We start from the raw sequence: 21,921 nt of genomic DNA on the forward strand, positions 1-21,921 counted from the left end.
CGCGGGAGACCAGTGCATCCACCACCGTTCGGGATGCGCCAGTTGACCAGGATTGGGTACAAGACTCACTCCTGCTCACTGACTAGGAACGGTGAGTCATGGGCTTCAGGGCAGTCAGGAATCGACTTGCCGGCCTGGGCGGATGGAGAACGTTACCGGCGTCTCAGGCCGAGGTCGCATCGCTGCCCAGGCAGGCGTCGATCTCGGCCAGTTCCTCAGTGCTGAGCGGCGCCGACCTGACGGCTGCGAGGTTGGCCTCCAGCTGGGCGACACTGGATGCACCGGTGAGTGCGGACGTCATCCGCGGATCGCGCAGGACCCAGGAGATGGCGAGCTGGGCCAGGGTCTGGCCGCGGCGGCTGGCGATTGCATCAAGGGCCCGCAATCGCGCGACGAGGTCGTCGGTGAGCTGGTCGGGGCCCAGGGAGGATCCCCGGGCCGCCCGGGACCCCGCAGGGATTCCGTTCAGGTACCGGTCGGTCAGCAGGCCCTGTGCCAGGGGGGAGAAGGCTATGCAGCCCATGCCCTCCTCCCCGAGGCTGTCCAGCAGTCCGTCGTCTTCTACCCAGCGGTTGAGCATCGAGTATGCGGGCTGGTGGATCAGAGCCGGGACGCCCATGTCGCGCAGCAGCCTGGCGGCCTGGCGGGTGTCCTTGCTGCCGTAGGAGGAGATACCGACATACAGCGCCTTGCCCTGCTGGACAGCGGACGCGAGGGCGCCCACCGTCTCCTCCAGCGGCGTGTCGGGGTCGAAGCGGTGCGAGTAGAAGATGTCGATGTACTCCAGGCCCGTGCGGCGGAGAGACTGGTCGAGGCTGGCCAGCAGGCTCTTGCGGGAGTTCCACTCACCGTAGGGACCTGGCCACATATCCATGCCCGCTTTGGTGGATATGACCAGTTCGTCACGGTGGGCGCGGAAGTCCTGGGCCATCAATGTGCCGAAGTTGCGCTCGGCCGCACCGTAGGGCGGTCCGTAGTTGTTGGCGAGGTCGAAGTGGGTCACGCCCAGGTCGAAAGCGCGGCGCAGGATGGCACGCTGCGTCTCCAGCGGCCGGTCGTCACCGAAGTTCTGCCACAGGCCGAGCGACACGGCCGGCAGCCGCAGACCGCTGTGTCCGGCGCGCCGGTACTCCATGCCCGCGTAGCGCTCCTGCGCGGGCTGATAGGGGGAGAGGATGTTCACGCGGATTCCTGTCGTAGAGGTGCGGCAGCCGGTCAGGAGGCGTGCCGGGTCAGCCGGAGCGTCACGAGCTCGAACGGGCGCAGGGCCAGTTCCACGGTGTCGTCGGCCGACTCCAGGGGCGAGAGGGGGCGCTCCAGCAGGTCGCAGGCATGGACCTGGGCCACCTCGAAGCCGGCACTCAGCCGGGTGCGGACCCGGCCGCCGCGGGATTCGTACAGCCGGACCACCACGTCGCCGCTCGCGTCGTCGGCGAGCTTGACGGCACTGATCACCACTGCGTCGTCGTCCACGGTGACCAGTGGCCGGACCTCGGCGTCCCCGGGGACCCGGCGCTCGGGGAGGTTGATCCAGTAGCCTTCGCGGACGGCGTCACCGACCCGGGTGTTGATGACCAGCGCATGGCGGAAGCGGTGGATGCCCTGGTCGGTTTCCGGGTCGGGGAACCGCGGCGCGCGCAGCAGCGACACCCGCACTGTGGTGGTGGTGCCCGGCGTCTCCTCGCCTGTGCGGACGGTACGGGTGACGTCGTGGCCGTAGGTGGAGTCGTTGACCAGGGACACGCCCCAGCCGGGCTCCTCCAGGTGGACGAACCGGTGGTTGCACGCCTCGAACTTGGCCGCCTCCCAGCTGGTGTTGGTGTGGGTGGGCCGGTACAGGTGGCCGAACTGCGTCTCGGCGGCGTAGCGGTCGGTGTGGATGTCGAGCGGGAAGGCGGCCTTCAGGAACTTCTCGGTCTCGTGCCAGTCGACCTCGGTGTCGATGTCCAGCCGCTTGGTGCCGGCCGCGAGCGTCAGGGTCTGCACCGCGGTGGAGGAGCCGAAGGAGCGGCGGACGCGCACCGAGACGGCGGCGGTGTCCTGCGAGACCACGGTGACTTCGTCCGCGTCCGTCAGGTCGGTGACGGTGTTGCGGTAGAACTGGTCGACGTCCCAGGCGTCCCACATGTTCGGGAAGTCGGGGTGGATCTGCAGGAGATTCGCCGCCCCGCCGGGAGCAATCGCCTCACGGCCGGCCTCCACGTCGAAGGCGGACACCACCAGCCCGCGCTCATCGACGGTGATCCGTGCCAGGCCGTTGTCCAGGACGTATCCGCCGGCCGCGCGCGGCGTCACCGAGCAGCCGCCGGCGGCCGGGGCTGCCGGCCGTCCCCCACCGGCCGTGACGCCGGCCCGGGCGTGCGGTGCCGCGTTGAAGACGACCTCACCGCCGGAGGCCGCATCTCCCGCGAGGGCCTGTTGGGCGGTGGCGATGACGGCGTTCAGTTCCTCGGTCACCGCCGCATGTGTCTTCTCCGCCTCCCGGTGCACCCAGGCGATGGACGACCCGGGCAGGATGTCGTGGAACTGGTGCAGCAGCACCGTCTTCCAGAGCCGGTCCAGGTCCTCGTACGGGTAGGCGAATCCGGCGCGCACCGCGGCGGTGGCCGCCCACAGCTCGGCCTCCTGCAGCAGGTGCTCGTTGCGGCGGTTGCCTTGCTTGGTCTTGGCTTGGCTGGTGAGCGTGCCGCGGTGCAGCTCGAGGTAGAGCTCGCCCGCCCACACCGGGGCGTGCGGGTACTCCGCCTCGGCCTTGGCGAAGAAGTCGGCGGGTGCCTCCCACTGGACTGTGGCCGAGCCTTCCAGGTTGCGCAGCCGGGCGGCCTTGGCGATCATCTCGCGGGTGGTGCCGCCGCCGCCGTCGCCCCAGCCCGTGGGGGCCAGCGAGTGCCGGGCGTGCCCCTTGTCCTTGAAGTTGCGGGCGGCGTGGGCGATCTCGCTGCCCTTGATCGAGCTGTTGTAGGTGTCGATCGGCGGGAAGTGGGTGAAGATACGGGTGCCGTCGATGCCCTCCCACCAGAAGGTGTGGTGCGGGAAGGTGTTGATCTGGCTCCACGAGATCTTCTGGGTGAGCAGCCACTTGGATCCGGCGGCCTTGATGATCTGCGGCAGGCCCGCGGCGAAACCGAAGGTGTCCGGCAGCCAGGCCTCCTCGTTCTCGACGCCGAACTCCTCGAGGAAGAACCGCTTGCCGTGCACGAACTGCCGTGCCATCGCCTCTGAGCCGGGCATGTTGGTGTCCGACTCCACCCACATGCCGCCGGCCGGCAGGAACCGCCCCTCGGCGACGGCGGCCTTCACCCGCGCGTACACCTCCGGGCGGTGCTCCTTGATCCAGGCGTACTGCTGGGCCTGGGACATGGCGTAGATGAAGTCCGACTCGTCCTCCAGCAGCGAGGTCATGTTCGCCGTGGTGCGGGCCACCTTGCGGACCGTCTCGCGCAGCGGCCACAGCCAGGCGGAGTCGATGTGCGCATGGCCCACCGCGCTGATGCGGTGCGCGGACGGCACGGCAGGCGCCGCCAGCACATCGGCCAGCCGTTCGCGGGCCTGCGCGGCGGTGCCGTTCACGTCCTGCAGGTCGACGGCGTCGAGCGCGTGGTCGACGGCGCGCAGGATCTCCCAGCGGCGGGCCCCGTCCGCCGGCAGTTCGGCCATCAGCTCACCCAGGACCTCAAGGTCGTGGACGAGTTCCCACACGGTGCGGTCGAAGACGGCCAGGTCCATCCGGGCCAGCTTGTACTGCGGCTCAAAGCCGGCGGTGTCCTTGTCGCCCAGCTGGGTGGGCAGGAAGGGGTGGTAGTCCAGGATCACCGGATTCGAGGCGGCCTCGATGTGCAGCACCACCTGCTCGCCGCCCGCCACCGGGGACCCGATGCGGACCCACTGGTTGCGCGGGTTGAGGCCCTTGACCGGCGAGCCGTCGGGCCGGTACACGAGACCTTCGCACTGGAATCCGGGCATGTTCTCGTCGAAACCCAGGTCGAGCAGCGCCTCCACGGTCCTGCCCGCCCACTCCTGGGGGACCGTGCCGGAGACGGTGAACCAGCTGGTCCCCCACGGCGCGCCCCACGCGTTGCCCACGGCGATGGGGCTACGGGGGGCGGCAAGTCCCTCGGCGACGGGGACCGGCTCGCCGGGCGCGGTCCAGACGCTCACCTCCAGCGGAACACTGGCGGGATAGACGGCGGGACGGATGCGTTCGTCGAGGACGCGCTTGAGTCGTCCCTCGATGAGGCTGCGGTCGTCGTGCATGGCGGGGGCTCCTGGTGACAGTGGGGCGGATAACGGTGGTCAGGCGACTTCGGCCGGGGTGACGACCTCGGTGATGCCACGGGCGGCGAGGTGCTCGGCGTCCGCGGCGTGCTCGGCCAGGACGGTCGTGGGCCGCACCCCCTGGTCGGTGAGGCGCATGAACGCCTCGAAGACGGGGCCCCCGGGTGCACAGGCCGACGACCGGCCCGGCGCCTGCGGATCGCGGGGGCCGGCGGCGTCCACGACGAGGGCGGTGGTGCGCGGCTTGGGCTGCGAGGGGTGCGTACGGACGGCCTCGGCGATCTGCGCGATGCGACGCCCGACGTCCTTGACCTGGCGGTCGTTGGTGAGTAGGCCCAGGCTGTACTCGAGTTCGGGGAAGTCGGCCAGGCGCCGGTCGACGTCGTGGGAGCACCACCAGGTCACCCCCCACACGTCGGAGCAGTCCAGGACGGCGGCGATCGTCTCCTCCGCGAAGTCGGCCGCGTACGAGGGCGGGATGTGAGGGACGGGCGCCCCGACCTCCTGCAGCCACACCGGCCGGTGTGGGTCGTGGGCGAACGCCTTGGACAGCTCGATCAGATAGGCGGCGTGCTGTGTGGTCGCCGTGGAGTGCGTCCCGTACTTCTGGGCCGTGCCGTTGAAGACCCAGGAGTGGATCGCGGTGGCGGCGCCGAGCCGCGAGCAGTGCTCCGGCGTGAAGGGATGGCCGTCGAGGTACCAGGCGGCGTCGTACTCGGCGTGCAGGTGCAGGTGGTGCGGCGCGCCCTCGTGGCAGGCCGCGAGCATGGTCCGCAGCCATGCCTCGGCCTCCGAGGCGGTGATGCGGTCCGGGTCTGGGTGGGGGGCGCCGGAGAACTGGTTGATCTCGTTGCCGACCGTCATGCCGAGGAAGTTGCGCTGCTCGGCCAGGGCGGCGGCCAGCGTCCGCAGGTACTCGGCCTCGCCGCCGACCACCTCGGGGTCGGTGAACATGTTGCGCCGGTGCCAGGTAAGCGTCCACGAGGGCTGGAAATCGAAGCTGGACAGGTGCCCTTGCAGACCGTCGACGTTGACGTCCAGCCCGCGTTCGGCCGCGGCGTCCACCATCAGGAGCAACTGCTCGACGGCGCGCGGCCTGATCAGCGTGCGGTTGGGCTGGAACAGCGGCCACAGCGGGAAGACCCGGATGTGGTCGAGTCCGAGAGCCGCGACGGAGTCCAGGTCGTGGCGCACGGCGTCGAGATCGAAGTCGAGCCAGTGGTGGAACCAGCCCTGCGTGGGCGTGTAGTTGACACCGAAGCGGGGTGCCCGTTCGGTCGGCTCTACGGCGCTGCGCTCAGCGGTCATGCTTGGGACGCGTCCTTGGGAGATCGAGTAGCCACGCCAATCTGCACGGGCGTGCTTGAGCTTGCCAACATAATCCATACCGCCGGAGGGGTTGCAATACCCGTCCCGGAAAGCCTCTGACGAGAGGGTTGCGTGACCCGCTAAAGCGCTTTACAGTGACGTCACTCAAGCGCATTAGTAGCGACTCGGCGACGGAGCCGCAGTTGGGCGAGGGGGAGTCCATGTCTGCTGGGCCGCAGCCCGGGAATGACGCGCCGGCGTCGACGGGGCACAGCCGCCGCACCCCGCCCCGCCAGGCCACCATGAAGGACATCGCCCGCCGGGCCGGTGTGTCCGAGAGCGCGGTCTCGTTCGCGCTCAACGACCGCCCCGGTGTCTCGGAGGCGACCCGCGCCCGGGTCCGCCGCGTCGCGGAGCAGCTGGGATGGCGGCCGAACTCGGCGGCCCGGGCGCTGTCCGGTGAAGGTGTTGGCACGGTGGGACTGGTCCTCGCCCGGCGAGCCCGCTCGCTCGGGGTGGACTCGTTCTTCCTGGAGCTGATCTCCGGCGTCCAGCAGGTCCTGGCCGACCACCACCTCGGTCTGCTCTTCCAGGTCGTGGAGGACATCGACGCCGAGTGTGCGATGTACCAGCGCTGGTGGGCCGAGCGGCGCGTCGACGGAGTGCTGGTGGTGGACCCGCGCTCGTCCGATCCGCGGCCCGAGCTGCTGGACTCGCTCGGTCTGCCCGCCGTCGTGATCGGCAGCCTCTCCGAGGAACTGGCGGGAAAAGCCGATGCCTTCGGAGCGATGGCCAACCTGCGGACCGACGACGCCGCCGCGATGGCCCAGGTCATCAGGCACCTGTACGGCTTGGGCCACCGCCGCATCCTGCACATCGCCGGCCTGCCCGACCTCGCGCACACCGCACGCCGAATCCGCTCGCTGCAGCAGGAGGCGTTGCGCCTGGGCCTGGCCGAGACCCGCTCGGTGGTCACCGACTACTCCGACACCGAGGGCGCAGCCGCGACGCGGCTCGCGGTGCAGGAGGGCCGTCCGCCCACCGCGATCATCTACGACAGCGACGTGCTGGCGGCAGCGGGCGTCTCCGTCCTCGCTGCCCACGGACTGTCCGTCCCAGATGACGTCTCGGTCGTCGCCTGGGAGGACTCCGTGCTGTGCCGCATGGTGCACCCCTGGCTCACCGCTCTCGCCAGAGACACCGTCGCCCTCGGCCGTAGCGCCGCAGAGCAGCTGACCGCACTGATCCAGGGCCGACCCGCCACGGTCGCCGATCCGCTACTGCCCGAGCTGATCGTCCGGGAGAGCACCGCCCCTCCGTCACGTACGGCCGGTGGAACCCCGGGCAGCCCCTGAGCCGGGCCGGCTCGGCAGCACCGGCCCGGCGGGCGGGCTTCTCGCCGCTGGGCCGGTATTCCCGCCTGCCCGCATTGTGGTCAATATCTCGGGAATAGGGGCGGGAGCGGCGGCTGTTTCCCGGGGTATCGGACTCTTGACAGCGTAAGCGAACCAGGCGCATAGTTCCGGTGCTTTAGCGGTTTAGTTACGTTCGTTCGCGTGTTTCTAACACTGATGTGATTTCACGTTTTCACGGACTTGGGTCCGACGGGAGGAGCCCGGTGAAAAGACAGAAGTCGTTCGCGACAGTCCTCATGGGGGCCGCGGTGCTGGCCGCGACCGCGACGGGATGCGGCGTCAGCGGCGGGGGAGGCGCCCAGGCTTCGGCCAAGCAAGTAGCGAGCGACGCTCCGATCAAGGGCACCATCACCTTCCAGACCTGGTCGCTCAAGAACCCCACGTTCACCCCGTACTTCACCTCGCTGATCAAGTCGTTCGAGGCGGCTCACCCGGGCACCACGATCAACTGGATCGACCAGCCCGGCGACGGCTACGCGCAGAAGGTCGTGAGCCAGGTCACGAGCGGCAGCTTGCCCGACGTCGTCAACCTGCCGCCGGACATCGCCTACTCGGTCGTGAAGGCCGGCGGCCTGCTGGACCTGGCCCAGAACGTGCCGACGCTCAAGAGTGACTACGTCGCCAGCGGTCTGAAGGCCTACACCTACTCCGGCAAGCAGGGCACCTACGGCTTCCCCTGGTACCTCGGCTCGGACATGAACTGGTGGAACAAGGCCATGCTCGTCCGGGACGGCCTCGACCCCAACAAGCCGCCCACGACGTTCGACGAGCTCCTCGCTCAGGCCAAGACCATGCACGACCGGTCCCACGGCAAGGACTACCTCATGAGCCGGACGCCCTGGCTCAACGACATCGTACAGAGCGGCACGCCCCTGATGAACGGCGACGGCACCAAATTCGTCTTCAACACCCCGGCCGCCGCGGCGATGCTCGACAAGTACCGCGAGGCGTACAAGGACGGATACCTCCCGTCGGATGTGCTGGCCAACACCTACCAGGGCAACAACGCGGTCTTCCTGAAGCAGGAGGTCGCCTGGACCACCGGCCAGGGCAACGAAATCCAGTCCACCCAGCAGACCAACCCGAGCCTGGCCAAGCAGATAGTCCCCTCCCCGTCGATCGGCGCTCCGATCCTCAACGTCCAGGGCATCTCCGTGGCGTCCAAGAGCAAGAACCTGCCGCTCGCCCTGGCCTTCGCCGAGTTCGCCACCAACAACCAGAACCAGGTGAACTTCGTCAAGCTCGCCTCCGGTTTCCTGCCCGGCACGACTGCCGCCGCCAAGGACCCGGCCTACTCCAAGAGCGACGGCACGCCCACGGGAAACGCGGCCGTGATCGGATACCAGGGCCTGCAGAAGGCTGTGAACTACCAGCCCCCGCAGTGGACCCAGGACATGACCACTCTCCTCAACCAGCAGGTGGCGCTCGCAATGTCGGGCAAGGAGTCGTCGAAGCAGGCGCTCGACAACGTGGTCACCAAGGCAAACCAGTTGCTGTCCGACTAACGGCTCACCCGACCGGAGCGGGGCGGCGCGCCGGGCGTCGCCCCGCCATCAAGACAGGATCCCCTCATGCGATTCCATCGCTGGTACACACCCTGGCTGCTGATCCTCCCCGCGCTGGCATGGCTGATCACGTTCAGCCTCTGGCCTGCGGTGAACACCGGGGTCCTGTCCTTCACCAACGTACGGATCCTCACCGGCGGCCAGTTCGTCGGTCTGCACAACTACGACGTCATCCTGCACGATCCGCAGGTACGGGACGCCCTGCTCAACAGCGCGCTCTACATGGTCATATGCGTGCCCCTGCTGACTGTGCTGCCCCTGCTGATGGCCCTGCTGGTGGAGCGCAACCTGCCCTTCATCGCCTTCTTCCGCACGCTCTTCTACTTCCCGGTCGTCGCGTCGGCAGTGGTCGTCGCCGTCATCTGGCAGTGGCTGCTGGACGAACGCGGGGTGGTCAACGGTCTGGCACAGCAGATCCACCTCACCCACCAGGCCATCCCGTTCCTGACCGGACGCTGGCTGCTGCTCTTCAGCAGCATCTCCCTGACGGTGTGGAAGGGCCTGGGCTACTACATGATCATCTACCTCTCGGCGCTAGGCAACGTCAGCCGCGATCTGCATGAAGCGGCTGCTGTCGACGGCGCCGGCGCCGTCCGTCGGTTCTTCTCCGTCACCGTCCCCGGTGTGCGGCGGACCATGCTGCTCGTCGCAGTCCTGGTCGCGGTCTCGGCGCTGAGGATCTTCACTGAGCTGTACATCCTCGGCGGACCCTCGGGCGGCGTGGGAGGCCAGGACGTGTCCTTGGTGATGCTCATTCAGAATGCGGCAGGCGGCACCACCGGTCGGATCGGCTACGCCTCCGCGCTGAGCGTCCTGCTGTTCGTGGTCACGATCGTGCCGATGCTCGTGCTGGCACGCCTGAACAGGAAGGCAGACGCATGACCATGCTGTCCACTCGACGCACCGGTCCGGCACCGACCTCCGGTGACCGGCGTGCACCTGAGCCGGCCCGGCGCCGCCTCCGGCGCTACCGGGGCTTCGCGCAGCCCAGCCCTGCCGGAGTCGCCGCCCGCTACGTCATGCTGGTGATCGTACTGGTCATCAGCGTCGGCCCGCTGCTGTGGGAGCTTTCGACGTCGCTGAAGGGCGTGGCCGAGGACGTCTACACCGCCACCCCTCACTTCCTGCCGCAGCACCCCACCTTGCACAACTACAGCAAGGTCGCCCAGACCATCCCCGTCTGGCGCTTTGCGGGGAACTCGCTGATCGTCGCCTTCATCAATGTGGCGGGCAACGTCATTGGATCCTCCATGGCCGGCTTCGCCCTGGCCCGAATGGAGTTCCGAGGACGCAAGCTTGTCGCCGGCCTGTTCGTGGCATCCCTGGTCCTGCCCGGCGAGGTGACCATCATCTCGCAGTTCCAGACGATCACCAGCCTGGGACTGGGGAACACGCTGATCGGCGTCGCCCTGCCGGCTGCCATCGCCACGCTCAACGTGCTGTTGATGCGCAACGCGTTCCAGGCCATTCCCATGGAGATCGACCAGGCAGCCGTGGTCGACGGCGCCAACGTCTGGCAGCGGCTGCGCCACATCGGACTTCCCGCGGTCAAGGGCACCATCACCGTGGTGGCGCTGTTGTCCTTCATCGGCGCCTGGGACGACTTCCTGTGGCCCCTTCTCGTCCTGCAGAGTCCTGACAAGCTGACCCTGACCGTCGGACTGTCCTATCTGCAGAGCACTTTCTCCGTAGACCCACGCACGGTCGCCGCAGGCGCGATGATCGCGCTGGTGCCGATCCTGGCGCTCTTCGTCTGCGTCCAGCGCTTCTTCTTCAAGGGTGTCGGCGAGGGCGCTGTCAAGGGGTGAGGTCTGTAGGTACAGCCCCAGGTCAACCAGTCTGCTCAACCAGGGACCCGGGGGAGTGTCATCCCTGAAAGGGCGGGGCCGGTCAAGCGTCGTGCTTGACCGGCTTTCTGCTGTTGAGTAGCTGATCGAGGCGTACTGAGGTGAGAGGACGGGGTGGGCCCGTTCCCGGCTGGTGTGCTGTGGTCCCGCCTGCGGCGGAACGTTGTCAAGGTGTGCTCTTCACCAGGTGTGATGCTGAAGGGGCGGTGCTCCGGCCGCCCGTCACCCCTCCGCCGCGCCCGGAACGGGCGAATTTCGGTGCGGCATGGTGTGGTTCGGCACACGGCCGACGGGAGCGATCATGAATCCGGCCGCGCCGCGGGGGCCATTCACTCCCCCGATCTCGCATCGGCCGTGGATCCGGATGCTACTCACACCGGATCCCGGCGGCCCAGGCAGCGGACTCCGCCGTCGCGCAGCCCGTAGTAGACCAGGGTGACCGAGCAGGAACTGCAGCACGCAGACGGTGGCCTGTTGGGCGGGCGAGATGCCGGGGCGTCCGTCGCGCGGGTACCAGCCCGCGAAGTCCTCGTGGCACCACAGCCCGTCCAACCGGTCTCTCACCCACATCGCCGTCGTACCACCCGGATTGCTCGGCCGCGCGATCTGCGCGGTCAGAGACGGGACCTGCTTACCGGAAGGGGGACGGAGCGACAACGGACACCTCGACAACTGCATCGAGCCAGGCCGCTCAGGCCCGACTCGCCTTCACCCCGCTGGACAACGCCTTCGCCGCCGTCGCCGACCCCGCTGCCCTCCAAGCCATCTGCGACCGGCTCGGCCCCGCCCAGATCGACGCCCTGCTGCGCAAGTGGCTCGCCCGCCTGCCGCCCCCCTACGACCCAGCCGCCCGCGCAGCCGGCTACCGCTACGACATCTCCGTCCTGCAGTCCGAGTTCTCCCTCACCCAGATGCTCGACCGCCCCGAGACCGGCCGGATCTTCTTCGAGCAGGTCATCCGGGACAACCTCGACCGGGGCCGCCCCGACCGCGTCGGCCTGGTCTTCGACCGCAGCATCTACAACGGCGCGAAGAACCGCACCCCCGGCCGCTTCCGCACCCGCGTGGTGACCCGGGGTGTGACCCCCAGCCTGCACATCGACTACAAGCACACGACCGTGAAGCAGTACCACAAGGAGGGACGCGCCCTACGGACCGAGACCACCATCGACGACACCCGCGACTTCCAGATCGGCAGACGGCTGACCAACCTGCCCGCCCTGCGGGCCATCGGCTTCACCGCCAACCGACGCCTGCTCGGCGTCCAACGACTCAGCCTCGACCCGGCCCGGGGCGCCACCGCCCTGGCCCAGCTCACCGACCCGATCACCACCGCCACCGGCACTCGCATCCCTGGCCTGCGCTTCACCGACCCCCGCGTCCAAGCCCTGCTGCACGCCCTGCTCGTCTTCAAACTCCTGCCCCGCGGCTTCGCCAACCGCGACCTACGCGAACTCCTCGCGCCCCTCCTCGGCAAACCTGTCGAGGCCATCACCGCCGGGCAGATGTCCTACGACCTGCGCCGCTTACGCGCCCACCAGCTCATCGAACGCATCCCCCGCACCCACCGCTACCGACTCACCCCCGGCGGCCAGGACACCGCCCTGTTCCTGACCCGCCTCCATGACCGGCTGCTGAGAACAGGACTCGCCGAACTCGCCGACCCCCACCAACCAGACGCGATTCGCAAAGCAACCCAGGCCTACGACCGCGCCATCGACGCCTACATGACCCGGGCCGGACTGGCCGCCTGACCAGCACCATCACCACCAACCCGACCCCGATCAGCAAACTTGACTCGATCAAGACGGCTTCGCCCGTCCAAGCCCTCTAGGGGCTCGTCGCGCAGCCTTGGCCGGGTAATCGATCCACTGCTTGTCGGTCAGCAGACTGTCTCCAAGACCTGATCTTGGAGGTGGTCATGGGACGTCGACCGAGTGTGTTCGTCCGGCCGGTCACGATGGACGAGGGCCGGAAGTTGCAGCGGATCGGCCGGACCGCGGCTCAGAAGGGGTGCGCGTACAACGACGAACGCCAACGGCCCATCCATGCACTGGACAAGGACCAGGACAACGAGGTCTGCCTCACTGGAGTGCGCAATCGCCGCCGTGAGAGACCACCGGGGTGATAGAGGCGCCTGGTCGTGTGCGAGGATTCCGGCTCCGTATACGTGTTTGCCGAGGTCGACCGGAGATCCACGGAACTGCGACGCGGACGCGCTCGAGCCGCTGTCAGGCAACGAGCTCGTGCATGGTTGGCGGTGAGCGGCAAGGACTTCGGTGTGGTTCTGCGTCACATCTGCTCTGCTGTGCTTGTGTCCATGGTCTGCTGAGGGGACAGCAGGTCGTCAAGTCGGCCCGGAGAAGACACCGGCAGGCGTCACACCGCCGCTGCTATCGCCAACGCAGGTCAGGACATGAACCGCTGTTGGGGTACCAGGACGGACTGTCGGCAGGCAGGTTGAGGACAACGGTTCGATTTCTTACGCGCCAGGGGCTGACACCAAGGTCCTGACGCGCGGTAATGTGCGCGCTCTGCCCGATCGTCGCACCGTCCGGGGACTGCTATGCCTGATCTTTCCATGCCTCCGGACGACCGGTCGGCGTCGCCCGCCCGTGTGACGGCCGGGTCGCGAGCGACACTGCGGCGGCGTCTGGTGCTGGGATCCGTGCTGCCACCGGGCGTTGTCGCCGTGGCCGGCGCGGCGGCCACCGTGCTGGTCCGCGATGGCCACCTGGGCGGGGTGAGCCAGGGCACGGTGTCCGGCGGTGTGATGCTCATCGGCATCATGACGGCCGGGATCGCGGGGATACGTGCTTCGACGCAGGCGCGAGCCGTCATCGCGCACTGGGCCGACCTGACTCGTGCGGCCGACCGGAGCAGTGCCGACCTGGCCGAGCTGACGCGCACCACGGCCGAAGGCAGGGCCGAACTGGAATCCCTGTGCCGCCGGTTGCGGGCCGGAGAGCATCATGCGCGGCGCCGGCCGGAACTGCCGCAGCCAAGTGGCCCGGACGAGCTCTCCCGCCTTCGATTCGAGATCTCCGCCACCCGGTTTGAGGCGGAGGCGGCCCTGCAGGAGTTCGCCGCCCGTGCAGTCGGTGGGGATGACGGCTCCCGGCTGGAGCAGTTCGAGGTGTTCGCCAACCTGGCGCGCCGGCTGGAGTCCCTGGTGCACCGCGAGATCGGTCTGCTGGACAGCCTGGAGAACGAGGTCGAGGACCCGGACCTGCTCAAGGGACTGTTCCGGGTGGACCACCTGTCCACCCGGATTCGCCGCTATGCCGAGAACCTGGCGGTGCTCGGCGGCGCGAACGCCCACCGCCAGTGGACCCGCCCCGTCGGACTGACCGACGTGCTGCGTTCCGCCGTCGCCGAGATCGACCAGTACGCCCGGGTCAAGCTGGTCCCGCCCATCGAGGGAACGGTCAGCGGCCATGCCGTGGTCGACGTCGTCCATTTGCTGGCCGAGCTGCTGGAGAACGCGACGGTCTTCTCAGCGCCGCAGACCACCGTGCATGTGCGGGTGGAGCCCGTCGCCGCGGGAGTGGCGATCGAGGTCGAGGACCGGGGCCTGGGCATGTCCTCGGACGAGCGCAGCCGGATGAACACCGTCCTGGGCGCACCGGGCGAGGTCGCTTTGGGCGAGCTGCTGCGGGATGGCCGGATCGGCCTGTATGTGGTGTCCGTCCTGGCCCAACGGCACGACATCGCCGTGCAGTTGCAGAGCAATGTCTACGGCGGCACCCAGGCCGTCATGGTGCTGCCCAGGGCACTGCTCGGCCCGCAGCCGGCTGCTCCCACGCCCGCGCATCACATCAGCCCGGCCTCTGACACGGCGCCGCAGGAAGCGGAGCCCGAGGCGGCGGACCCTCGGGCGATCGAGCCGAACGTCGTTGCGGATCCGCACATGTCCGATTCCGGATCTCGCTTTGTCCCGGCAGCCGTTGGCGGCGAGAACGACCGTCCGCCACTGCCTCAGCGGCGGCGCGGGGACCCCGCCGCCGAACGGCCGCACCCGGTCCGCGCCGCCGGTGCCGACGAGGACCTCGCCCATGACCCCGGCCTGATGGCCGCGTTCCAAACCGGGCTGCGCAGGGCCGAGGAAGCGCAGACGCCCTGACAGCCGACGCCGCCTGAACGCCCGGGGCCGCGCCCAGAAAACCGATTCCTTCTGCCGAAGTGGAGAACACCAGTGAGCGAAGACCTTGCCTGGCTGTTGACGGGTCTGCTGAACCGGGTGCCGCACACCCGAAGCGCCCTGTTGCTGTCCGCGGACGGGCTGGTGAAGGCAGCGGAGGGCCTCGAACAGGACGCCGCGGACCAGTTGGCCGCGCTCGCCAGCGGGCTGTACTCATTGGCACGCAGCGCGGGCCGACACTTCGACGACGGCGGTGACGTGCGGCAGATAGTGACCGAGCTCAGCACCTCGCTGCTGTTCGTCTCGGCCGCCGGCCACGGCGCCGTCCTGGCCGTGCTGGCCGGACGCGACGCGGACGCGGCGGTACTGGGCTACGAGATGGGGATGATGGTGAAGAGCGTACGACCGCACCTGGCCACGCCGCCCCGGCACCCGGTGGGGTAACCGATGACGCCCGTCCTCCCGGACGGACCACTGGTCGACGGAGCAGCCGGGCGGCTGGTCCGTCCCTACACCGTGAGCGACGGCCGGACCAGAGCCACGTCCCACTTCACGCTGGTGACCATGGTGCGGGCCAGCGGAGTTCAGACGCACGGCGCCTTCGGCCTAGAGCATGCGCAGGTCCTGGCACTGTGCGAGCGGCCAGTGAGCGTCGCCGAGGTCGCGGCCCGGATGCAGGTACCCGCTGCCGTGGTCAAGGTACTGCTGTCCGATCTGGCCGAGGGAGGCGCGGTGGTCGCAGGTGACGCGCCCCCGGCGCCCTCGGGCTCCCACACACGACCCGACCGAGACCTCCTGGAAGCGGTACGCGATGGCCTCCTCAAACGACTGTGACTCGCTGCCCGCCGACGCCCTGCCGGTGGGTATCAAGGTGCTGATCGCCGGCGGGTTCGGCGTGGGGAAGACCACCTTCGTCAACGCGCTCAGCGAGATCGAACCGCTGAGCACCGAGGAGATGCTGACCGCCGTCAGCGCGGCCACGGACCGGCTGGACGGAGTGGAGAACAAGGCCACCACCACGGTGGCCATGGACTTCGGCCGGATCACGCTCAGCCCGTCCCACATCCTGTACTTGTTCGGCACGCCCGGACAGGAGCGCTTCTGGTTCCTGTGGGACGACCTCTGCGAGGGAGCGCTCGGGGCGGTGGTACTCGCCGACACCCGCAGGCTGGAACACTCCTTCCCGGCGGTGGACTTCTTCGAGCAGCGCGGCATCGCCTTCGTCGTCGCCGTCAACGAGTTCGACGGGGCCCACCGCTACCGCGCGCAGGAGGTGCGGACCGCGCTCGACCTCAGGCAGGAGGTGCCGGTGGTGCTGTGCGACGCCCGCGTGCAGAACTCAGGCACCCGCGTACTGCTCGAACTGATTCAGCATCTGATCACGACAAGGAGTTCCCATGGCAGCGACACCGACCGACCCCTTCTCCGGGCCTGAGTCCGGGATCGCCCTGCGCCATCTGCTCCTACCCCCGGAGGACCCTCAGGGACGTGCCCGATCGCAGCGGCTGCGCGAACTGGGCATCGATGCCCGCCCGGATGCGGAACTCGACGCATTCGCCAGGGAACTCGCGCACCGCACCGGCGGCTGCTACGCCGGTGTCAACTTCTTCCTCGACGCCGACCGCCAGTACTTCGCAGGGCTGTACAGCGCCGCGCAGGACACCACGGTCCATGTCGGGCCGCCGTTGCTGGAGGACCCGGTGCCCGGCCGCGTCATGCCCCGCGACATCGACATGGGCATCTGCCCGCACGTGGTCAAGCGCCGCCGGGCGCTGGTGCTGGAGGACATCCGGGACTTCCCGCGGTTCGCCGGCAACCCGGTGGTCGACGCGATCGGCGTCCACTCCTACCTGGGCGCACCGCTGATAGACAGCACCGGTGTGGTGCTCGGCACCATCTGCGTCGTCGACCAGGACCCGCAGCCGTGGGGCCGTAAGGGCCTGGAAACCATCAAGGCCATGGCTGCCGAACTGGTCGAAAGGCTTGAGAACGCGGCCCGCCGTGGCCGCTGACGGGCCCGCCGGACACAGACGCGGCCGCCCCGGACCATCCCCGCAGCGGGCTGCCGAGCGCCCGGCGGCGGCTCCTGCCGGCTGCCTTTGACCGGCCTCGGCGGCCCGACGCGGTTCCAGGGCGGGGCCCGGTAACAGCCGAGCCCGGCCCCGGGCCGACCCGGCCTCGGGGCGCGCAGTCGCCTCAGACGCTGTGCCGGTCAAGCGGCCTCTGCGATCTGCAGGGCGGCCTGCGCAGGCGTGAGGTGCGTGGTGTCGACGACCTCGGCCTCGGCGTGCAGCCACGTGCGGGCCGCCTCGGCGTAGGGCTCAAGGTATTGCAGACGGAATGGGGAGGGGCCAAGAAAAGTGTCCCCCTCGATGCGCCCGCGCAGGGTGTCCTGGTCGGCGTGGAGGACGAAGTGCCGTACCGGAATGGCGTGTTCGGCGAGACCCCTGCTGATCTCCCGCCAATACTGCTCGACCAGGACAGTCATGGGCATCACCAGAGTGCCGCCGGTGTAGTCGAGTACGCGGCGGGCGGTCTCGACCACGAGCGGCCGCCACGGCGGCCAGTGCTGGAAGTTACCCGTCCACGGCAGCCCCGGCGTGATGTCCATGAGTGTCTCGCCGACCTTCTCGGCGTCGAACACCCGTGAATCCGGGATCAGCTGCTGCACGAGCGCACTGGTCGTCGTTTTGCCTGCGCCGTGGGTGCCGTTGAGCCATACGATCATGAGACCCGACGCTAGCGCCGTGCGGGCCGCTGGTGCAGGCACAGTACAAACCTGGTATGGCTTCGGCGTGTCTCAGGGCGGTGTCAACCACCAAGACAAGTCTCAACAGCGGTTGGGCCTGTGAACAGGCTGTCTCGATTGTGTGCCTGCGCACGTCAGGGACGGGTGATCCGTGGGATCATCCGGCGACGATGACTCCGGGGGACAGGGTGTCGATTCAGGTTCAGACCCGTCGTAAGCGGCTTCTGCTGGCGAGTACTGCGGGAGTCGTAGCCGTGGGCGGGATGTCCGGGGATCTGATCTTCGGATTTTTGAAGGACAAGTGGGCGCTGGGCGCCTTCGCGGGTGCTGCCGTGCTGGTGGGCGGCCTGTCGGCGTTCATGTACCGCTACTCGGCAGACGACCTGGCGGTGTCGGCCAGGGCGGGGCTGGAACTGCGCCATCAACTCCCTCAGGAGCCCGTGCTGGTGGGGCGGGACGTCTTGAGTAGCAGCCTGATCGAGCGGCTCCGGGACGTGCCGACCCCGACGAGCGGCGGGCTGCCGGGGGACCCGGCTGCCGGGCAGGCGGCTGTGATCGTCGTCCATGGCGCGGCCGGCACGGGGAAGACGGCTCTCGCCCTGTACGCGGCACACCGCGTCAAGGACTACTACCCTGACGGTCAGCTGTACGTTGACCTGCGGGGCGACGCTGACATGCCGCGCGAGAGCGGAGAGGTCCTGGGGGAGTTCCTCCGGAGCCTGGGGGCGGCCCAGGGCGACATCCCCCGCAGGGCGGACGACCGGGCCGCCCTCTTCCGCAGCCTCACGAACGACCTGCGCCTGCTGGTGGTGCTCGACAACGCGCACAGCACCGAACAGATCCAGCCGCTTCTGCCTGTGGGGGCCGGCTGCTCGGTGGTTGTGACGAGCAGACGCTCCCTGTCGGCGGGCAGTATCACCAGGCGCCACGGGGTGGAGGTGCAGCTCCCCGACGAGGACCAGGCTCTGGAGGTCCTCAGCGTGTACGCGGGCCGGGAACGTGTTGCCGCGGATCCCGCCACGGCCCTGGAGATCGTGCACTTCTGCGGCCGGCTTCCGCTGGCGTTGCGCATCGTGGGCGGGAAAATCGGGATGCGTGAGGACCTGACACTCCAGCGGATGCGTACGAGGCTCGAGGACGAACGGGCGCGGCTGCACGAGCTGGTCTACGAGGATCTGAGCCTCCAGGCATGCCTGTCCCTCACCTTCCGGGACCTGCCGGAGGCCGCCCGCCGGGCGGTCGGGCTGATGTCGTCCCTGCCCGCGGGGAGGCTGACGGACTGGCATGTCGGGTGGTGCCTGCCGACCGCGGCGATGGCGGCAGGCGTCTCCGACGAACTCCTCGCCGTGGGCCTGATGGAGGCGCACGGTAGCGACGCATCGGAGTCCGGCTACCGCTTCCACGACCTCGTGCGCGTCTTTGGGAGGGAGCAGTACGAAGGGTTGCCCCCGGAGGAGCGCCGTAGCGCTGAGGAGCGCCTGGTGCGGGCCTACCGGGAGGCCGTCGTGTACCTGGCTGCCGGCCGTGCTCGGGAACTCGCCACGGAGACGTCGCGAGAGCGCGCGGGGAACCTGGACCGGGCAACAGCCGGGCCCTGGATGGCGAGGGAGAGCGAGCGGCTCCAGTGGGCTATCGCCCGCGCCCGACGCCTTGGCATGGAGCCCGAGGGCGCCGAGATCGCCGAGGGCCTGTCGTACTTCCTGGACGACGTGAACCTGTCCGCGGAGTCCGCCCAGTGGCTCTTCGACCAGGGGGCCGAGCAGCGGGACCGGGTGGTCCGGAGCCTGCGTCGCGGGCGTGCTGTGGCCGCCCTGGGAAACGGGTTTCCGGACACGGCCCTGGACCTTTTCCTGCCGGGCGGATCCCCCGATCCCGCCGTCACGCTGACGGCACGGGACCGGATGGTCGTGGCGCGTGCCTACGCGGCCAAGAGTGACTACCCAGCGGCGCTGGACCACATGACCACGGCTGTGCAGGAACTGCGTGCGGATAACGATCGATGGCACGTGCTGTCCTCGCTGGAGAAACTGGGTGAGTTCCAGAGGTGGCGCGGGCAGCCCGAGAAAGCGGAGGAGAGCCAACGGGAGGCGCTGCGGCTGGCCGAGGAGTTCGGGGACAGGAGGGTGCAGGCGCGCCTGCGGCGCACCCTGGCCGAGACGCTCGGATACCTGCGCAGGCCTGAGGAAGCCGCCCCGCTCCTGGAGCAGGCCGTCCGCGACTTCCGGCTCCTGAACGACAGAGTCTGGGAAGGCGCGACCCTCTACGCGCTAGGCAAGATCTGCCGGCTGCTCGCTCGCCGTGAGGACGCGCTGGAGGCCTATGACAAGGCCGAGGACATCTTCGGTCCCATGGGCGAGCGACTGTGGATCGGCCGCATCGACAACGCACGCATCCGCGTGTACGCCGGTATGGAACGCTTCGACGACGCCTGGGCCTCGGCACGGGCGGCCCTCGATCTGTTCCGGCAGCTAGGGCACGAGATGTGGTACGCCCACACCCAGCGCGACGTTGGCTGGCTGCACCTGAGACACGGCCGTCCGGGCGAGGCGCTGGCACCCCTCACCGAGGCAATCGACGTGACACAGCGGGCCGGCGACGTGTACGCAGGGGCCATGGCCAGGCACCTGCGGGGGGTCGCCCACCGCGAACTGAGACGGCTCGGTGAGGCGCGCAGCGACCTGGAGGCGGCGCTGGCCATCTACCAGGACGGGGCGTACGAGTGGAACGAGGCGATAGTCCTGCACGACCTGCTCCGGGCACTGCGCACTGACGGCGCGTCCGATGAGGCCGACCGCATGGAGGCCTCGGCGATCTCGGCCAACCCGGTCTTCGTCCAGATGCCCGGCCGGGACGGCGCCCAGGCCATCCCGGACGAAGACTGATCTACCGGGTTCCCGCGCAGACAGCTGAGGATAGTCGGCGTACTCCCAACTGCGCTGAGCCTGATGGGGCAAACGGCCGGTGGACACCGCCAGCCGGCCCGGGGAACTGCGAAATGCCGTTGCCGACGTGAGGGAATGCGCTGAGCGAGACAGCCGGCCTGGAAGCCGGAACGTTTTTCGACGGCGTCCGTACGATCGTGTGATGTGATGTCTCCTGCCACTCAGGGTGGGCGTGCAGGCACAGCGCGACGGAATCGGGGACGGAACAGCGGGACGGGGCGCCATGTCGAGCGGGCGGGACACCTCCGTAACGGTCTCCGGTACCCAACAGTTGCTGACGCGCGCCTTGACCCGAGAGTCAAGCCGAGCCCGTCAGTTCCTCGCTGCCGGGGGATGGCGCCCCACCGATGCGGACGCCGACGCAGCGGCCCGGGTCCTGGCCCGCCTCACTGCCCCACTCCCCGCCCGTGGAGCAGGCAGCGCACGGACACGGGCCACGGACCGGGACCGACGGCTCCAGCGGACCTGGCGCACAACAGTCCATCACCTCGATGCAGGCGCCGTCAGCGCGTCGGCCGCCGCCCTTCTGGCCGCCGTCGCTCGCGCCCTCCTGCCCTGGTACGCCGCCCCCAACCCGCCGCCCGCTGCGGCGGCTCCGCGCTATGCGGTACCCCAGGACACAGCCGACGGCTTGCCGGTCACCCCGACCGAGGCGGGCGAAGCTCTTCTCCCTGACCTGGCCGAACTGTTCGCCGCCCTGGCCGCCCCGACCCCGTCCGGGACCGCCGCTCTCACACCCCCGGCCGTACCGTGGGAGGTCCAGTACACGGGTCGGTTCCGGCATTACGGTAGGCCCGCCCCCGACGTGTGGACGGCCGACACCGTCCACTGTCCTGGGTGCGCGAGTGCGGATGGCCCATGGACCGTGGTCGGCGACTGGCGCCTGATCACGCTGGGCTGCCCCTGCGGGCTGGTGACCAACGAGCACGGCCTTACCTTCTCCGAGGTATGGCTCCGCCTGCCGGACTTGTAAGCGAGCGGCGCCATCAACCTGCCCGGGCGGACCAAGGCGCTTCATGTAGTCGATCGAACGCTCGCTGACCGGTTGAAGCACTCAGTCACGGCACAGGCGCCGGTGGCTCACTGGGAAACGCGTCACTCCTTCACGGGACTCACGGGACTTCCATTCCGCATAGGCCGCGTTTGAGCAGGTCAGCGAGTTCCGTCGGTGGGCCGGACCCCTGTCACCGCGACCAGCCCGCTGCTGCGGCGGTGCGCTGTCCGGCCAACTACTCGGCCAGGTCGGACTGCGGCTCGTCCTGGGCGGATGTGGCCTTCTGATCGGCCGTGTTGGGGGCGGTGTAGTAGACGGAGCTGCCTTGCTTGGTGCGCTGGGCCTTGCTCTTGGCTACGAGGTTTTCGAGGGTGGTGCGTACGACGGTGGTCTTGATGCCGCGCTCGGGATGGGCCGTGTCGAGAGCGGTGGCAACGTCCGCCGCGGAGCGCGGGTCGCTCTGTTCGGTGAGGTGGCTGCGGATGAGTTCGACCAGCGTGGGCAGGACAGCCTTTGAGGCTCCGGTCTTGCTCGCGGGCTTCTTGGCAGCCGACCTATTGGCTGCCGTTTGAGTGTCGGTAGCCTTCTTCGGCTCTCCCGGCATCGGTGTGGGTCAGCCGGTGCGAGTGGGGGGTCGCTCCCACGGCAGGACGAGGGTGATGGGGCCGCAGGTGAGCATGACCAG

General features: G+C 69.0%; 18 protein-coding genes. 13 read left to right on the top strand and 5 right to left on the bottom strand.

Features of this window, described 5'->3' with window-relative positions; translation table 11 throughout:
- Nucleotides 1-163: 163 nt before the first annotated feature.
- The 3 genes from mgrA to ACWDA7_RS36660 are packed head-to-tail and all read right to left on the bottom strand — an operon-like array spanning nt 164 to nt 5,583.
- Nucleotides 164-1,183: an L-glyceraldehyde 3-phosphate reductase gene (mgrA, locus tag ACWDA7_RS36650; RefSeq protein ID WP_450610231.1), complete on the bottom strand. Its 1,020-nt coding sequence runs from the start codon at nt 1,181-1,183 to the stop codon at nt 164-166.
- 32 nt (nt 1,184-1,215) lie between these two features.
- Nucleotides 1,216-4,254 (bottom strand): alpha-mannosidase, encoded by a 3,039-nt coding sequence (locus ACWDA7_RS36655; protein WP_450610233.1) that lies wholly within the window; start codon nt 4,252-4,254, stop codon nt 1,216-1,218.
- Between the two features lie 39 nt (nt 4,255-4,293).
- Nucleotides 4,294-5,583: a glycoside hydrolase 5 family protein gene (locus tag ACWDA7_RS36660; RefSeq protein WP_450610235.1), complete on the bottom strand. Its 1,290-nt coding sequence runs from the start codon at nt 5,581-5,583 to the stop codon at nt 4,294-4,296.
- A gap of 221 nt (nt 5,584-5,804) precedes the next feature.
- On the opposite strand from ACWDA7_RS36660, the gene ACWDA7_RS36665 reads away from it, so the two are divergent.
- The 11 genes from ACWDA7_RS36665 (at nt 5,805) to ACWDA7_RS36715 (ending at nt 16,563) form a co-directional block, all read left to right on the top strand.
- Nucleotides 5,805-6,938 carry a LacI family DNA-binding transcriptional regulator gene (locus ACWDA7_RS36665; protein ID WP_450610237.1) on the top strand — a complete coding sequence of 378 codons (1,134 nt, stop codon included), beginning with the start codon at nt 5,805-5,807 and terminating at the stop codon, nt 6,936-6,938.
- 263 nt (nt 6,939-7,201) lie between these two features.
- Nucleotides 7,202-8,503 carry an ABC transporter substrate-binding protein gene (locus ACWDA7_RS36670; protein ID WP_450610239.1) on the top strand — a complete coding sequence of 434 codons (1,302 nt, stop codon included), beginning with the start codon at nt 7,202-7,204 and terminating at the stop codon, nt 8,501-8,503.
- A 66-nt stretch (nt 8,504-8,569) separates the two neighbouring features.
- Nucleotides 8,570-9,445, top strand: coding sequence for a carbohydrate ABC transporter permease (locus ACWDA7_RS36675; protein ID WP_450610241.1), 876 nt, complete (start codon nt 8,570-8,572; stop codon nt 9,443-9,445).
- A gap of 2 nt (nt 9,446-9,447) precedes the next feature.
- Nucleotides 9,448-10,371: a carbohydrate ABC transporter permease gene (locus tag ACWDA7_RS36680; protein ID WP_450610261.1), complete on the top strand. Its 924-nt coding sequence runs from the start codon at nt 9,448-9,450 to the stop codon at nt 10,369-10,371.
- Nucleotides 10,372-11,321: 950 nt separating this feature from the next.
- Nucleotides 11,322-12,164 (top strand): hypothetical protein, encoded by an 843-nt coding sequence (locus ACWDA7_RS36685; RefSeq protein WP_450610243.1) that lies wholly within the window; start codon nt 11,322-11,324, stop codon nt 12,162-12,164.
- Nucleotides 12,165-12,331: 167 nt separating this feature from the next.
- Nucleotides 12,332-12,538: a hypothetical protein gene (locus ACWDA7_RS36690; protein WP_450610244.1), complete on the top strand. Its 207-nt coding sequence runs from the start codon at nt 12,332-12,334 to the stop codon at nt 12,536-12,538.
- Nucleotides 12,539-12,991: 453 nt separating this feature from the next.
- Nucleotides 12,992-14,533, top strand: a complete 1,542-nt coding sequence (locus ACWDA7_RS36695; protein WP_450610246.1) for a sensor histidine kinase — start codon at nt 12,992-12,994, stop codon at nt 14,531-14,533.
- A 72-nt stretch (nt 14,534-14,605) separates the two neighbouring features.
- Nucleotides 14,606-14,995 carry a roadblock/LC7 domain-containing protein gene (locus ACWDA7_RS36700; protein ID WP_450610248.1) on the top strand — a complete coding sequence of 130 codons (390 nt, stop codon included), beginning with the start codon at nt 14,606-14,608 and terminating at the stop codon, nt 14,993-14,995.
- A gap of 3 nt (nt 14,996-14,998) precedes the next feature.
- Nucleotides 14,999-15,385, top strand: a complete 387-nt coding sequence (locus tag ACWDA7_RS36705) for a DUF742 domain-containing protein (protein ID WP_450610250.1) — start codon at nt 14,999-15,001, stop codon at nt 15,383-15,385.
- Nucleotides 15,363-15,986 (top strand): GTP-binding protein, encoded by a 624-nt coding sequence (locus tag ACWDA7_RS36710; RefSeq protein ID WP_450610252.1) that lies wholly within the window; start codon nt 15,363-15,365, stop codon nt 15,984-15,986. Before ACWDA7_RS36705 ends, ACWDA7_RS36710 begins: the two co-directional genes overlap by 23 nt.
- The gene (locus tag ACWDA7_RS36715; protein WP_450610254.1) at nt 15,949-16,563 is read left to right on the top strand and encodes a GAF domain-containing protein; all 615 of its coding nucleotides are present in this window, start codon (nt 15,949-15,951) and stop codon (nt 16,561-16,563) included. The genes ACWDA7_RS36710 and ACWDA7_RS36715 overlap by 38 nt, the downstream gene beginning before the upstream one ends.
- A gap of 200 nt (nt 16,564-16,763) precedes the next feature.
- Here ACWDA7_RS36715 and ACWDA7_RS36720 read toward each other — a convergent pair whose 3' ends face one another.
- Entirely contained in the window at nt 16,764-17,279 is a 516-nt protein-coding gene (locus tag ACWDA7_RS36720) for an ATP-binding protein (protein WP_450610256.1), read from the bottom strand.
- A gap of 284 nt (nt 17,280-17,563) precedes the next feature.
- Here ACWDA7_RS36720 and ACWDA7_RS36725 point away from each other — a divergent pair, with 284 nt between their 5' ends.
- Nucleotides 17,564-20,182 carry a tetratricopeptide repeat protein gene (locus tag ACWDA7_RS36725; RefSeq protein WP_450610263.1) on the top strand — a complete coding sequence of 873 codons (2,619 nt, stop codon included), beginning with the start codon at nt 17,564-17,566 and terminating at the stop codon, nt 20,180-20,182.
- 346 nt (nt 20,183-20,528) lie between these two features.
- Nucleotides 20,529-21,215, top strand: coding sequence for a hypothetical protein (locus ACWDA7_RS36730; protein WP_450610258.1), 687 nt, complete (start codon nt 20,529-20,531; stop codon nt 21,213-21,215).
- A gap of 256 nt (nt 21,216-21,471) precedes the next feature.
- Here ACWDA7_RS36730 and ACWDA7_RS36735 read toward each other — a convergent pair whose 3' ends face one another.
- Complete coding sequence (locus ACWDA7_RS36735) at nt 21,472-21,840, bottom strand: hypothetical protein (RefSeq protein ID WP_450610259.1); 369 nt, start codon at nt 21,838-21,840, stop codon at nt 21,472-21,474.
- Nucleotides 21,841-21,921 lie beyond the last annotated feature (81 nt).

The sequence above is a fragment of the Streptomyces sp. NPDC001156 genome (assembly GCF_053598275.1).